We start from the raw sequence: 13,780 nt of genomic DNA, 5'->3' as shown, positions 1-13,780 counted from the left end.
GCGCCACATGTGCCCCCCGCCTACCGTCCGAGGTGCGGTTCAACACCAGCCGTCCACGTCTTGCCGGACTCCGCGCTTGGTACGGCTCACCCAGCCGCTGTCCTTCGCACGGGCCCGCCCTCGACCGAGAGGCGCACCGTGACCACCGTCTCCCCTCGCCCCACCAGTGACCTGCTGACCGTCGACACCGTCCTCGCGGACGGCGCCGCGCGCCTCGTCTGCGCCGGTGAGGTGGACTGCTCCACCGCGCCCGACCTGCGCCGCGCGCTCGACGACGCCTTCGCCGGCAGCCCGCGCTCGGTGACCGTGGACCTGGAGGCCGTCACCTTCCTCGACTCCGCGGGCCTGTCGGTGCTCGCCGTCGCCCACCGCACCGCCGACCAGACCGGCGCCCGGCTGCGCGTGCTCGTCGGCACCCGCGCGGTCACCCGCGCCCTCCAGGTCACCGGCCTGTGGGACCTCCTCGGCGTCGAGCAGGTCCAGACCGGCGCCGGCGCCGCGTAGTCCCTCCCGCTCCTCCCGCTCCGGGCCCCGTCGGCTCCGGGTCGGTCCGCGCCCGCCCGCGGCGGGGAGGACACTCCGTGTCGAGCCGCCCGGACGTGGGCCGGCACACCACGAGCCGAGGAGGACGCCGTGCGCGACGCGGTCATCTGTGAGCCGCTGCGGACCCCGGTCGGGGGCTTCGGGGGATCCCTGCGGGACGTGCCCGTGCAGGACCTGGCCTCCACCGTCATCAGGGCACTCCTGGAGCGCACCGGCCTGCCGCCGGAGTCGGTCGACGACGTCGTCCTCGGCCACTGCTACCCGACGATGGAGGCGCCGGCCCTCGGCCGCGTCGCCGCCCTCGACGCCGGCCTGCCGGTGACCGCCGCGGGCATCCAGGTCGACCGCCGCTGCGGCTCGGGCCTGCAGGCGGTCCTCTACGCCGCCATGCAGGTGCAGACCGGCGCCGCCGAGGTCGTGCTGGCCGGCGGCGCCGAGTCGATGAGCAACGCGCCCTTCTACTCCCACGCCATGCGCTGGGGGGTCAAGGCCGGCCCCGGCGTGCTGCTGCAGGACGGCCTGGCCCGCGGCCGCGTCACCGCCGGCGGCGTGCACCACCCGGTGCCCGGCGGCATGCTCGAGACCGCGGAGAACCTGCGCCGCGAGTACTCGATCAGCCGCGAGGAGCAGGACGAGTACTCCGTCCGCAGCCACCACCGGGCCGCCGCGGCCACCGAGGCGGGCCGGTTCGCCGACGAGATCGTCCCGGTGACGATCCGGGGCCGGAAGGGCGACACCGTCGTCGAGCGTGACGAGCACATCCGGCCCGACTCGTCCGTCGAGACCCTCGCCAAGCTGCGGCCGATCATGGGGAAGGACGACCCCGAGGCCACCGTCACCGCCGGCAACGCCAGCGGCCAGAACGACGGCGCCGCCGCCTGCGTCGTCACCTCGCCGGAGAGGGCGGCCGAGCTGGGGCTGCGCCCGCTGGCCCGGATCGTCTCGTGGGCGGTGGCCGGCGTCCCGCCGCGGACCATGGGCATCGGTCCGGTGCCGGCGACGGCGAAGGCGCTCGACCTCGCCGGCCTGAAGCTGTCCGACATCGACCTCGTCGAGCTCAACGAGGCCTTCGCCAGCCAGGTCCTCGCGGTGACCCGCGAGTGGGGCTTCACCGAGGCCGACTTCGAGCGCACCAACGTCAACGGCTCGGGCATCTCCCTGGGGCACCCCGTCGGCGCCACCGGTGGCCGCATCCTCGCCACGCTGACCCGCGAGATGGACCGCCGCGGCGCCCGCTACGGCCTGGAGACGATGTGCATCGGCGGCGGGCAGGGCCTGGCCGCCGTCCTCGAGCGCGTGTCCTGACCGGGGTCACCGTCCCGCTCGGCGGGCGCGGGGGCTGCCCGGCATGATCGGCCGGCAGCCCCCGACCCCGAGGAGAGCCTCCCCATGAGCGAGTCCACCGCCCGCGTCGCGATCGTCACCGGCGCCGCCCGCGGCATCGGCGCGGCCACGGCCCTGCGCCTGGCCGCCGACGGGCTCGCCGTCGCGGTGGTCGACCTCGACGAGGGGTCCACCGCCGCCACCGTGCAGGCGGTCCAGGCCGCCGGCGGCCGCGCGCTCGGGGTGGGCGCCGACGTCGGCGACGCCGAGCAGGTGCAGGCCGCCGTCGACCGGGTCGCCGCCGAGCTGGGCCCGCCCGTGGTCCTGGTGAACAACGCGGGCGTCACCCGCGACAACATGCTGTTCAAGATGACCGACGCCGACTGGGACCTGGTCATGCACGTGCACCTGCGCGGCTCGTTCCTCATGACCCGCGCATGCCAGAGGTTCATGGTCGAGGTGGGGTGGGGCCGCGTGGTCAACCTGTCGTCGACGTCGGCGCTGGGCAACCGCGGGCAGGCCAACTACGCCACCGCCAAGGCCGGCCTGCAGGGGTTCACCAAGACCCTCGCCCTCGAGCTGGGCAAGTTCGGCGTCACCGCCAACGCGATCGCCCCGGGCTTCATCCAGACGGAGATGACCAGGGCCACCGCGGAGCGGATCGGGCGCGACTGGGAGGAGTACGTGGCCGAGCGCGCCGCGGCCATCCCGGTGGCCCGCGCCGGTGTGCCCGAGGACATCGCGCACACCGTCTCGTTCCTCGTCAGCGAGGGAGCCGGGTTCGTGTCCGGCCAGGTCGTCTACGTCGCCGGCGGCCCCCGCACCTAGGACGACGGGTCGCGGTCGGGGTAGCGGGCCCGGGCGAGCGCGTAGACGCCGAACGCCGCGAACCCGGCCGCCACGACGGTGAGCATCGCCGGGCCCGCGCCGGCGCGGCCGATCGTCGTCATCGCGCCGTCGAGGCCGGTGGCGGTCGAGACGTCGGCCGTCGCCGCCGCCCGGACCACCAGCACGCCGACGACGCCGAACGCCACGCCCTTGGCCGCGTAGCCGACCCGCCCGACCGCCTCGATCACCGGCTCCCACCGGTCGGGTGCGGCGGGCAGGTCGATGTCGCGCATGAAGCCGCCGGACACCCCGCGCCACAGCGAGTAGGCGCCCAGGACGACGACGCCCACCCCGGCGGCGCCGACCGCGACCGCGCCGCCGGGGACCTCCAGCGTCTCGCCGGTGAGCTCGCGCAGCCGCTCGTCGGCGTCGTACTCCGCGCCGGCGGCGAACAGCAGCGCGGTGACCGCGAGGACGGCGTAGACGGCGGCCTTCGCCAGGCACTTGGCGCACACCACGGCGGTGCGGACACGGTGCCGGCGGTCGAACAGGCCGTGCCACCACAGCAGCACCTCACCGCCCTGCCACAGCGCCAGCGCCAGCAGGCCCAGCCCGATCGCCCACAGCAGCACCGCCCCGCCGGGGGTCGCGGCGACGGCGTGCAGCGCGCCGGTCTGGTCGGCGTCGGTCTGCTCCGCCCCGCGCGACACCCGCCAGGTCAGCCAGCCGATCAGCAGGTGCACGACGCCGTAGGCGACCAGCCCGACCCGGGCGAGAGCCTGCAGGACGGGGTGGTCGGTGACCTCCCGGGCGGCCGCGACCGCCCGGTGCAGCCGGTCCCGGCCTCCCCGCAGGGGCCCGCCGCGAGCTCGCGAGCGGTGGGGGGCGGGGAGGTCCTTCACGTGCGCTCGGGGTACCGGGCCCGCACGAAGCAGTACGCGCCGAACGCGGCGATCCCGAGGGCCACGAGGGTGAGCAGCACGCGGCCGAACGGGGCGTCGAGGATAGTCCGCATCGCGCCGTCGAGGCCCGAGGCCTTGGCGGGGTCGAAGGTGACCGCCGCGTAGACCAGCAGCGCGCCGACGACGCCCAGCGCGACCCCCTTGGCCGGGTAGCCGACCTGCCCGAGCCGGGTCACCAGACGCCGCGTGCCCTGCGGCGCGGTCGAGAGGTCGACCTGCTCGAGGAACTTCTGGGTGACGCCCTTGACCACGTGGTAGACCCCGACGCCGATCACCACCAGGCCGGCGAGGCCGACGAGCCAGCGCCCGGCGGGCCAGCCGAAGACGCCGGCCGCGGTCTGCTGCTGCTGACCGGAGCTCGACTGCCCGCCGCCGGTGGCGGCCCGGAACGCGGCGAAGGCCAGCACCAGGTAGACGACCGTCTTGGCCACCGCCTTGCCGGACCTCGTCACGGCCTTCTTGCGGGCGTCCCCGGACGCCGACCAGCCCGACCGCCAGCGCAGCACCTCGGCGGCCTGCCACAGCGCCAGAGCGACCAGGCCCAGCGCGATCACCCACAGCAGCGGCTTGCCGATCGGGGACTCGGCCACGGTCGCCAGGGCGCCGGACTGGTCGGCCGACTGCCCGCCGCCGCCCCAGGCGAGCTGGAGGGCCAGCCATGCGATCAGCAGGTGGACCACGCCGTAGGCGATCAGTCCCACGCGGGCCAGGTTCTCCAGCGCGTCGCTGTCGCCCGCCCGGCCCGCCGCACCCGTCACCGATCCGGTACCGCTCATCCCCGCCGCCTCCCGTCGCGAACCCCCGTGCCGACCAGCGTGGCACGGGGACGATCACCGCGCGGGGTCGAGCGTCGCGGTGGCGGACCGACGTGCCGGCGCGGCCGGTCCGGGTGTGGTCCCGGACCGTGGCTCCGGGCCGTGGCTCCGGGCCGTGGCTCCGGTGCGGGACACTGGCACCGTGGCGACACCGACGGCAGCACGCACGGCAGGACGGACGGCAGCACGCACCCCTACCGGGCAGGAGGCGGCCCGCCGGGCGTGGCCGCTGCGCGCGGCGCTCGGGATCGTCCTGCTCCTGCTCGCCATGGCCGCCGTCGTCACCGGGGACCTCGGTGCGCGGCTCCTGCTGGCCGGCCTCGGTCTGCTCGCCGCCGGCCGCGGCGTGGCGGAGCTGCGCGCCGGCTCGGTGCCGGCCGGGCTGCTGGCCGGCACCGGCGGGGCCGCCGCGATCGGCGTCGCCGCGACGTCGGCGGCAATGACCGGCTGGGTGCTGCTGCTCGGGGTGCCGCTGTCCCTGCTGGCCGGCGCCGGGGCCGCCCTCGCCCGCGGGGGCGCCGCCCGCCGCGCCGGCACCGCGCTGCTGGTCTGGGCGCTGCTGGTCGGCGGGCTGCTGGCCGCCACCGCGGTGGTGCAGGGCGCCGCCCGGGGAGCCGACGTCGCCACGGTCGTCGCCGCGCTCGCCACCGGCCTGGCGGCCGTGCCGGTGCTGGTCGCCGCGGCGGGCCTGCGCGAGGTCGCCCGCCGCCCGGCGCCTGCCCGCCCCCTCGGCTGCGGCGGCTGCGCCTGCTCGGCGGGCGGCTGCGGGGGCCTGAGCCGCGAGGCCTGAGCCGCGAGGCCTGAGCCGCGGAGCCCGAGCCGCGGGGCCCGAACCCGCGGGGCCCGAGCCGCGGGGGTCAGCCGACCAGCCACACCCCGAGGGCGTCCCCGCTCGACCCGGCGACCCAGACCGTCCGGCCGTCGGAGGCCGTAGCCACGTCACCGGCGTGCCCGTCGGCGGCCAGCTGCACCTGCACCTCGGTGGTGGCACCGGTGGCCAGTTCGACGACGAACACCCTCGGGACGGGTGCTGGCGCGTGTCCTGCGGGCGGCTTGCGGCGGGTCCGGTTCCCGGGAGGGGGCTGCGCGGGTAGGGGCCCGGTGTGAGTGGACACGTCTTCGTGGTCGGCGCCGACCTCACCCGCCTGTCCTGCGACGACGTCCTCGTGCCCACCGGGCGGACCCTGCGCGTGGCGGCGAGCTGGCGGGACCTCCTGCCCGCCGACCTCGTGGCCGACGAGGACGAGCAGGGCGTGTGCGTGGACCTGGCCTGGTCCGGCGACGAGCGGGTGCTCGCGGTGCCTGGGGACGGGTCCCGTCAGGCGTGGCTGCTCGACACCGTCGACGACTGCGGCCGCGGCCTGGACTGGCTGCTCGACGGCGCCCGCGAGGCGCTGGCGGCCGTCGCCCGCCGTCGGGTCGAGGCGCCGGTGCACGGCCGGGCCCGTCGCCTGGTCGGCCTGCCGGCGCTGGGCACCGGGTGGGGCGGCGCCGCCGGGCGCCGCGGCGACCTGCTCCGGCAGCTGCTGCCGGTGCTCCGCGAGGCCGCCGACGAGCACGGCTTCGACGTCGCCCTGGTGCTGCGCGGGCCCAGCGACCTGGCCGCGGCCCAGCGGATCCGCCGCGGCGACAGCACCGGCTGGGACCTGCCCGACCCGCTGCGGGCCCTGGCCGAGCAGCTCGGCGAGCGCGCGCGGCGGGGCCAGCTCGCCCTGTTCATCGGCGCCGGGGTGAGCGCCGCCGCCGGCCTGCCGACGTGGGAGCAGCTGCTCGACGAGCTGGCCGGGCACTCCGGCCTCGACGGCGGCCTGCGCGAGGGCCTGTCCCGGCTGCCGCCGCAGGACTCCGCGGCGCTGCTGGCCCGCGAGCTCGGCCGCGAGCGGCTCCAGGACTTCGTGCAGGAGCGTTTCGGCCCCGGTCCCTACGCGCTGGCGCACGCGCTGATCGCCGACCTGCCGGTGCAGGAGTTCGTGACCACGAACTACGACCCGCTGGTCGAGCTGGCCGCCGCGGACATCGGCCGGGACCTGTCGGTGCTGCCCTACGACGAGGCACGGCCGGGCCGGCCGTGGCTGCTCAAGCTGCACGGCGACGCCGCGCACCCCGACAGCGTCGTGCTCACGCGCGAGGAGTACCTGCAGCTGGGCGACTCGCGGGCCGCGCTGGCCGGCGTCCTGCACTCGCTGCTGCTCACCCGGCACGTGCTGTTCGTGGGCACCTCCATGCTCGACGACGACCTGATCCGCATCGCCCACCAGGTCCGCAGCGCCGTCCAGGGCTCGGACCGGGAGTCCCGGCACCGGTCGGGCACCGTGCTGGCGCTGCACGAGGACGCCGCGCGCAGCCGGCTGTGGGAGCAGGACGTCGAGACGGTGGCGATGGCCAGTGGCGACACCCCGCCGGCCGAGGCCGCGCGGCGGCTGGAGGTGCTGCTCGACCTCATCGGCTGCCTGTCCACCCCGCCGACGGGCTACCTGCTCGACCCCGCCTACCGCGGCATGCTCGACGCCGACGAGCGCGGGCTGGCCGAGGCGCTGCAGGAGGTGGCCGCCCGGCTGCCGGAGGGCACGGCGACGACGTCGGCCGCCGGCGAGGTGGCCGCCCTGCTGCGCCGGCTGGGCCACGGCCGGTCCGCCGGCCGCCGCGACGACTCCGCCGACACCGGGCCCGGGCCCACCGACACCGGGCCGGCCGACACCGGGCCGGCCGACACCGGGCCGGCCGACACCGGGCCGGCCGACACCGGGCCGGCCGACGCCGCCAGCGAGCCGCGCGACGACCGGCTGCAGAGCCAGCGTCCGGGCTGAGCGGTTGGCCGCTCGCGGCGCGGGGCACGGGCGGGTCCATGCGTCTGGAGAACTCCCCCGCCCTGCTGAGCAAGGGCTACGCCTGGCTGCCCGACCTGCGCCGCGCCCGCGGGCTGCACGCGGTCGGGACCCGGCTCGGCGGCCTGCCCGCGGTGGGCATCCAGGGCACCGAGGCGGCGCGCTTCCTCTACGACGAGGACCACGTGCACCGCTCGCACGCCATCCCCGAGCCGGTGCAGGGGACCCTGTTCGGCAAGGGCGCCGTGCACACCCTCGACGGCGAGGCGCACCGGGTCCGCAAGGCGATGTTCGTGGCGCTGCTCATGGACGGCGCCGGGATCGACGCCCTCGTCGAGCGCACCACCGCCGTCTGGGACGCCGCGGCGGCGGAGTGGGCGACCCGGCCGCAGGTCGTGCTCTTCGACGCCTCCGCCGAGGTCATCGCCGGGTCGGTCACCCGTTGGGCCGGCGTCCCGCTGACCGACGGCGAGGTGCCCGCGCTCACCCGCGACCTGCTCGCCATGGTCGACGGGTTCGCCACCGGCGGCCCGCGGCACTGGCGGGCGCGGCGGGCCCGCGGCCGGCGCGAGGACTGGCTGGGCGGGATCGTCGAGCAGGTCCGGTCCGGGCGGGCCGGGGCGGCCCCCGGATCGGTGCTCGCCGTGGTCGCCGCCCACCGCGACGCCGACGGCGGGCTGCTCGACCCGCGGGTGGCCGCCGTCGAGGTGCTCAACGTCATCCGGCCGACGACGGCGGTCGCCTGGTTCATGGCGTTCTCCGGGCACGCGCTGGCCCGGTGGCCGCAGTACCGCGAGCGGCTGGCCGGCGCCGACCCCGCGTTCGCCGAGGCGTGGGCCCACGAGGTGCGCCGGTTCTACCCGTTCGCGCCGTTCATCGGCGGCCGGGCGCCGCAGCGGCTGGAGTTCGGTGGGCAGACGATCCCCCGGAACGCGATGGTGCTGCTCGACCTCTACGGGCAGAACCACGACCCGCAGCTGTGGGAGGACCCCTACGCGTTCCGGCCCGAGCGCTTCCTCGGCCGGGAGATCGGGGCGTTCGACCTGGTCCCGCAGGGCGGTGGTGACCCCCGCACCAACCACCGCTGCCCCGGCGAGCAGATCACCGTCGCCCTGCTGGCGGCGCTGGCCCCGCGCCTGGCCCGGCTGCCGTTCGACGTCCCCGCCGACCAGGACCTCACCATCTCGCTGCGCCGCATCCCGGCCCGCCCGGCCAGCGGCGTCGTCCTCCGCCCGGCCGCTGCCGCCGCCCGGGGGTAGTCCCTCCCGCGCGCTCGTGCCCTGAGTCCGCTGGGGACTCAGAGCACGAGCGTCCGGTGGAGCACCCGGTGCTGCCCCGGGCTAGGCCGCGACCGACGCCAGCCCGGCCAGCACCGACGGCAGCGCACCGGGGGAGAGCACGGTCAGCCGCTGGGTGGCGCGGGTGAGCGCGACGTAGAGGTCGTTGAGCCCGCGCACGCCCTCGTCGAGCACGCCCTGCGGGTCCACGACGACGACCGAGTCGAACTCCAGCCCCTTCGCCTCGCCGGGCAGCAGCACCACCGGGCCGAGCGAGGAGTCCGCGTCCGGACCGGACTGCACGTCCGGCCGCAGCTCCGCCAGCGCGGCGACCACGGCGTCGCGCCGGCTCGGCGGGACCACCAGCGCCGTCGTCCCCTCCGCACCGGCCAGGTCGGCGCCGACCTCCGCGGCCCGCCGCGCCAGGCCCGACTCACCGGTGACCTCCGCGGCCGGCGGCGTGCCGCCGGTGCGCACCGAGCGCGGCGGGCGCAGGCCCGTGCCGGTCGCGGCCAGCACCTCGGCGGCCACCGCCATGACCTCCGCCGGCGTCCGGTAGTTGACCGTCAGCTCCTCCAGCCGCCAGGCGCTGCCCACGTGCGGCGCGAGCACCTCCTCCCAGCGGTCGGTGCCGGCCAGGCTGCCGGTCTGGGCGACGTCGCCGACGACGGTCATCGACCGGGTCGGGCAGCGGCGCACCAGCAGCCGCCACGCCATGGGGGAGAGCTCCTGCGCCTCGTCGACGACGACGTGCCCGAACGTCCAGGTGCGGTCGGCGGCGGCCCGCTCGGCGGTGGTGCGCAGGTCGAGCTCGCGGTGCCGGTCGGCGAGATCCTCGGCCGACAGCAGGTCGCCGGCGCTGAGCACCTCGGCCTCCAGGTGCTCGTCTTCCAGGTCCACCGAGCGGGAGCCGTGCAGCACGTCGAGGGTCTCCTGCGCGCGGCGCAGCGCCCGCTGCCGGTCGCGGTCGGCCCGGGCCCGCTGGGCGCTGTCGTCGAACCCGAGCAGCTCCTCGGCCTCCTCGAGCAACGGTACGTCCGCCGGCGTCCACCCCGACCCGCGCGGGCGGTGCAGCAGCGCCCGGTCGGCGTCGGACCAGTCCGGCGTCGCGGCGGTGATGCGCGCCGGGTCGGCGTAGAGGTCGGTGAGCAGCCGCTCCGGGGTGAGCACCGGCCACAGCCGGGCGAGCAGCGAGCGCACCTGCGGGTCCTGCGCCACCTCGCTGCGCAGCGCGGCGACGTCCTCTCGGTCGAGCAGGTCCGGCCCGGCCTGCACCCCGCTGCCGATGCGGTCGACGTAGCGGCGGGTCAGCGTGTCGACCACCCGGCGCACGAACACCGGCCGGGCCAGGTTGTGCAGCGGGTCGGCCTTGCGGGCGGCGGTCCGCGCCCGGCTGACGTCGACCGGCCGCAGCCGCAGCGGGTAGCCGTCCACGACGACCTCGACGGGCGCGTCGGGGACCACCTGCCGGTCGGCGACCGCGGCGCGCAGCACGTCGACCATCGCCAGCCGGCCCTTGACCGCCGCCGCCTCCGGCGACTCCTCACCGCGCGCGTCGAGGCCCGGCCGCAGCTGGCCGAGCCCGGCGAGCAGCACCCCGGTCTCGCCGAGGGCGGGCAGCACGTCGGCGATGTAGCGCAGGAACGTCGGCGTGGGGCCGACGACGAGCAGGCCGCGGCGGGCCAGCCGCTCGCGGTGGGTGTAGAGCAGGTAGGCCGCCCGGTGCAGCGCGACGGCGGTCTTGCCGGTGCCCGGCCCGCCCTGGACGACGAGCACGCCGGCGGCGTCGCTGCGGATGATCCGGTCCTGCTCGGCCTGGATGGTGCGCACGATGTCGGTCATCCGCCCGGTGCGCGAGGCGTCCAGCGCCGACAGCAGCGCCGCCTCGCCGGTCAGCCCCGACCCGGCGATGCCGGAGGTGAGCACCTCGTCGTCGAGGCGGACGACGGTGCGCCCGCGGGTGCGGATGTGCCGGCGCCGCACGATGCCCAGCGGGTGCACCGGCGTGGCGACGTAGAAGGGGCGCGCGGCCGGCGCCCGCCAGTCGACCAGCGCCGGGTCACCGCCCGGGTCGTCGGCGGGCAGCCCGATCCGGCCGATGTAGAGGGCGCCGCCGTCGTCGGCCCGGTCGATGCGGCCGACGCACAGCCCGGCCTCGGCTGCGTCGAGGGCGACGACCCGCTCGCCGTGGAAGCGCACGGTCGCGTCGCGCTCCTGCAGCGCCTGCGGGTCGACGGCCGGCCAGGTGATCGCCTGCTGCATGCGCCGGGCGGCGTGCTCACGGGCGGCGTCCAGCCGGGTGTAGAGGTCGGTGACGTACTCCTGCTCGCGGGCCAGTTCGGTATCGGGGACGACGTCGGACGGGGTGGCCGGCACTGCACTTCCCTCTGCTAGGACGGGTTCCGGGCTCCGCCGCGCGGGTCGTCCCGGCGCGGAGAGCGGCCGTCCATCCTGCGCCTGTCCGGGCCGCTCGTCACGTGACGGGGCGTGTCGGTTCCGCTACGAGCAGCGCGTCGAGGGCGTCGGCGAGCTCCGCGGGCCGGCTCAGGGCGCACAGGTGACCGCCGGGGACCTCCACGACGTCCAGGCCCAGCCGATCCCGGGCGACCCGCCGCTGCAGCGCCAGGGGGAAGAACCGGTCGTCGCGGCCGGCCAGCACCCGGGTGGGCACGTCCGGCCAGGACGGCAGCGGCCAGGGCTCGCCGAACGGGGTGCCGGACTGGTCGCCGACCTCCTCGGCACCGGCCGCCCACACCTCCGGCGGGACGTCGTGGGAGAAGTCGGTCTCCCCGTCGCCGTCCTCGGGGCGGCCCTGCTCCCGGGCCAGCGCGGCCCGGGCGCCGGCCTGGTCCACGGCGTCCCACCACTCGCCGCCGGTCTCGCCGGGCCGCGGCACCATCGCGTTGAGCAGCACCAGCAGCCGGACCGGGCGGCGCGCGGCGACCAGCGGCGCGGTGAGGCCGCCCATCGACTGCGCGACCACCACCGCGTCCCCGTCCCCGCCGGCCGCCACCAGGGCGTCGAGCGCGGCCGTCGCCACGGTGGCGTAGGCCTCCAGGCCGGCGGTGTCGTCGTCGGCCGGCAGGTCGACGGCGGCGACCCGGTGTCCCCGCCGCTCGAGCTCGGGGACCAGCCGGTGCCAGTACCAGGCGCGCCCGCCGGCGCCGGGGAGGAGGAGGAAGGGGGTGCCCACGTCCTCCCGACCGGCGCCGGCCCGGGATCTCATCGGTGCGGTCAGAACAGCATCCGCAGGGCGTCGGCGACCAGGTCGCCGCCCTCGTCGGCGGTGGAGTCCCCGGTGACCTGCACGCCGCCGGCCGCCGGCGCCTCGATGCCGCTGTCGGCGGTCTCCTCGGCGACCAGGCCGTAGCCGTACTCGACGCTGACCTCCCAGTAGGTCCAGCCGTCGGCCTCGGCGAGGACGTAGCTCACCGACGTGTAGGCGTAGGAGGAGGGAGCCGCGGCCTCCGAGTGGTCGGCGTAGCCGTCGTCGTCGTGGTCGTAGGCCACCGCGTCGACGTAGCCGTCGTAGTTCGTGTCGGCGCCCCAGACGTCGGGCAGGCCGTTGTAGGTGGTGTCGACGCCGACCTCCTCGACGTAGCCGTCCTCGTCGCTGTCGAAGGCGAAGGTGTCGGCCCAGCCGTCCGCGTCGGTGTCGACGGCGACCTGCTCGGTCAGGCCGTTCTCGTCCCAGTCGATCGCCCAGGTGTCCTCCCAGCCGTCACCGTCGTCGTCGAAGGCGTAGGCGTCGATGTAGCCGTTCGCGTCGGTGTCGTAGGCGTTGTAGGCGTAGCCGGTGGCCGACGCGGTGCCGGCGGTGGCGAGCACCGCGGCGACGGCGGCGGTGGGGACGGCGGTGCGCAGCAGCGTGCGGGTCAGGCGGGTGCGGGTCATGGCAGTGCCTCCTCGGTCGGGAGCCGGTGGTCGGCTCGCTGGGAGGACGCTCCCGCGCGCCACCTGTGCCGGACTGCAGAGCCACTGGGAGGCCCGCTTGCACCGGCGTCCCAGTGCGCCGCCAGTGCGCGGTGGCGGGATGGCGCCCGGAGCCCGGGGGGCACCGCCGTCGGCAATCCGCGCGACACCTCCCCGTCATCCCGGCCGCCTACCGTCGGGGGCTCCCGGACGACAGGGGAGAGGGATGAGCACCACCGTCACCGAACGCACCACCGACCGCACGACCGACCGCACGACCGACCGGGCGACCTGGAGCTGCCCGAACTGCCGCGGCGAGACCAGCACGGCGAAGAAGCGCTGCCGCGACTGCGGCACCTCCCGGTGGTGAGGGGCCCCGGCGGTCACTGACGCCCGCCGGCAGCCCCCGACCCCGGCCGACACGGCGGGCGGCGCCACGACACGGGCGGGGGCCACGACAGGGACGGGCTCGTCCGTTAGCGTCGCCGGGGTGAGCGCGATCACGCGGAATGGTGTGCGCGTGAGCGGTCCGGCGACGGGCCGCCCGATGCTCCTCGCGCACGGCTTCGGCTGCGACCAGACGATGTGGCGCTCCGTCGCGCCCGCCCTCGCCACCGACCACCGCGTCGTCACCTTCGACCACGTCGGCTCGGGGGACTCCGACGTCGCGGCCTACGACCCCCGGCGGTACCGGTCGTTGGCCGGCTACGCCGAGGACGTCGTCGGGATCTGCCGCGAGCTCGACCTGACCGACGTCGTGTTCGTCGGGCACTCGGTGAGCGCGATGATCGGCGTCCTGGCCACCCGACGGGCCCCGGAGCTGTTCGGCGCGCTGGTGATGGTCGGGCCCAGCCCGCGCTACGTCGACGACGAGGGCTACACCGGTGGTTTCAGCCGCGCCGACGTCGCCGCGCTGCTGGACTCCCTCGACAGCGACCCCGACCAGTGGTCGCCGGCGCTGGCGGCGGTGGTCGCCGGACCGGGCAACCCCGGGACCGCCGCGGAGCTGCAGCGCAGCTTCTGCCGCACCGACCCGGAGGTGGCCCGCCAGTTCGCCCGGGTCACCTTCCTCTCCGACAACCGCGCCGACCTGCCCGCCGTGACCGTGCCGACCCTGGTCCTGCAGTGCACCGACGACTCGATCGCGCCGGAGGTGGTCGGCCGCTACGTGCACGAGCACGTGCCCGGCAGCGTCTTCACCCGGCTGGCCGCGACCGGCCACTGCCCGCACCTGTCGGCACCGGAGGAGACGGTGGCGGCCATCCGTGCGTTCCTCGGGTCCTGAGGGGCGGACC

14 protein-coding genes are annotated in these 13,780 nt (G+C 76.9%); 8 read left to right on the top strand and 6 right to left on the bottom strand.

The annotated features are described in order from the left end of the window. Positions 1 to 138: 138 nt before the first annotated feature. The 3 genes from BM165_RS16975 to BM165_RS16965 all read left to right on the top strand — a co-directional run bounded on the left by BM165_RS16975 (position 139) and on the right by BM165_RS16965 (position 2,694). Positions 139 to 504: an STAS domain-containing protein gene (locus BM165_RS16975; RefSeq protein ID WP_075014721.1), complete on the top strand. Its 366-nt coding sequence runs from the start codon at positions 139 to 141 to the stop codon at positions 502 to 504. Positions 505 to 633: 129 nt separating this feature from the next. Continuing rightward, positions 634 to 1,848 (top strand): acetyl-CoA C-acetyltransferase, encoded by a 1,215-nt coding sequence (locus BM165_RS16970; RefSeq protein ID WP_075014720.1) that lies wholly within the window; start codon positions 634 to 636, stop codon positions 1,846 to 1,848. 84 nt (positions 1,849 to 1,932) lie between these two features. Next, complete coding sequence (locus BM165_RS16965; RefSeq protein ID WP_075014719.1) at positions 1,933 to 2,694, top strand: SDR family oxidoreductase; 762 nt, start codon at positions 1,933 to 1,935, stop codon at positions 2,692 to 2,694. Here BM165_RS16965 and BM165_RS16960 read toward each other — a convergent pair. Both BM165_RS16960 and BM165_RS16955 read right to left on the bottom strand, forming a co-directional pair. Beyond that, positions 2,691 to 3,596 carry a DUF1206 domain-containing protein gene (locus BM165_RS16960; RefSeq protein ID WP_244274291.1) on the bottom strand — a complete coding sequence of 302 codons (906 nt, stop codon included), beginning with the start codon at positions 3,594 to 3,596 and terminating at the stop codon, positions 2,691 to 2,693. The genes BM165_RS16965 and BM165_RS16960 overlap by 4 nt on opposite strands. After that, on the bottom strand, positions 3,593 to 4,432 hold the full coding sequence (locus BM165_RS16955; RefSeq protein WP_075014718.1) for a DUF1206 domain-containing protein: 840 nt from the start codon (positions 4,430 to 4,432) through the stop codon (positions 3,593 to 3,595). Before BM165_RS16955 ends, BM165_RS16960 begins: the two co-directional genes overlap by 4 nt. A 181-nt stretch (positions 4,433 to 4,613) precedes the next feature. Between BM165_RS16955 and BM165_RS23900 the strand changes: the two genes are divergently transcribed. Beyond that, a complete protein-coding gene (locus BM165_RS23900; protein WP_143108202.1) occupies positions 4,614 to 5,261 on the top strand; it encodes a hypothetical protein in 648 nt (215 codons plus the stop codon). A gap of 67 nt (positions 5,262 to 5,328) precedes the next feature. Here the strand turns inward: BM165_RS23900 and BM165_RS24875 are convergent, their stop codons facing one another. Then, positions 5,329 to 5,487 (bottom strand): hypothetical protein, encoded by a 159-nt coding sequence (locus tag BM165_RS24875; RefSeq protein ID WP_177225231.1) that lies wholly within the window; start codon positions 5,485 to 5,487, stop codon positions 5,329 to 5,331. Positions 5,488 to 5,574: 87 nt separating this feature from the next. Between BM165_RS24875 and BM165_RS16945 the strand changes: the two genes are divergently transcribed. Next, positions 5,575 to 7,278: an SIR2 family NAD-dependent protein deacylase gene (locus BM165_RS16945; protein ID WP_083427440.1), complete on the top strand. Its 1,704-nt coding sequence runs from the start codon at positions 5,575 to 5,577 to the stop codon at positions 7,276 to 7,278. A gap of 38 nt (positions 7,279 to 7,316) precedes the next feature. Then, positions 7,317 to 8,555 (top strand): cytochrome P450, encoded by a 1,239-nt coding sequence (locus BM165_RS16940; protein WP_075014717.1) that lies wholly within the window; start codon positions 7,317 to 7,319, stop codon positions 8,553 to 8,555. Between the two features lie 81 nt (positions 8,556 to 8,636). Here the strand turns inward: BM165_RS16940 and BM165_RS16935 are convergent, their stop codons facing one another. From BM165_RS16935 to BM165_RS16925, 3 genes are all read right to left on the bottom strand, one after another. Beyond that, positions 8,637 to 10,949 carry a HelD family protein gene (locus tag BM165_RS16935; RefSeq protein ID WP_075014716.1) on the bottom strand — a complete coding sequence of 771 codons (2,313 nt, stop codon included), beginning with the start codon at positions 10,947 to 10,949 and terminating at the stop codon, positions 8,637 to 8,639. A 97-nt stretch (positions 10,950 to 11,046) separates the two neighbouring features. Beyond that, positions 11,047 to 11,766, bottom strand: a complete 720-nt coding sequence (locus BM165_RS16930; RefSeq protein WP_208976783.1) for an alpha/beta fold hydrolase — start codon at positions 11,764 to 11,766, stop codon at positions 11,047 to 11,049. A gap of 41 nt (positions 11,767 to 11,807) precedes the next feature. Continuing rightward, positions 11,808 to 12,467: a hypothetical protein gene (locus BM165_RS16925; RefSeq protein ID WP_075014714.1), complete on the bottom strand. Its 660-nt coding sequence runs from the start codon at positions 12,465 to 12,467 to the stop codon at positions 11,808 to 11,810. Positions 12,468 to 12,711: 244 nt separating this feature from the next. On the opposite strand from BM165_RS16925, the gene BM165_RS24870 reads away from it, so the two are divergent. Together BM165_RS24870 and BM165_RS16920 are read left to right on the top strand one after the other, a co-directional pair. Beyond that, positions 12,712 to 12,855, top strand: a complete 144-nt coding sequence (locus BM165_RS24870) for a hypothetical protein (RefSeq protein WP_177225230.1) — start codon at positions 12,712 to 12,714, stop codon at positions 12,853 to 12,855. 150 nt (positions 12,856 to 13,005) lie between these two features. Beyond that, entirely contained in the window at positions 13,006 to 13,770 is a 765-nt protein-coding gene (locus tag BM165_RS16920) for an alpha/beta fold hydrolase (RefSeq protein WP_244274290.1), read from the top strand. Positions 13,771 to 13,780: the final 10 nt, after the last annotated feature.

It is taken from the genome of Geodermatophilus obscurus (assembly GCF_900115395.1).
Lineage (GTDB): Bacteria > Actinomycetota > Actinomycetes > Mycobacteriales > Geodermatophilaceae > Geodermatophilus > Geodermatophilus obscurus_B.
The sequence above is the reverse complement of the archived record's forward strand: the minus strand, read 5'-3'. Positions and strand labels throughout refer to the sequence as shown.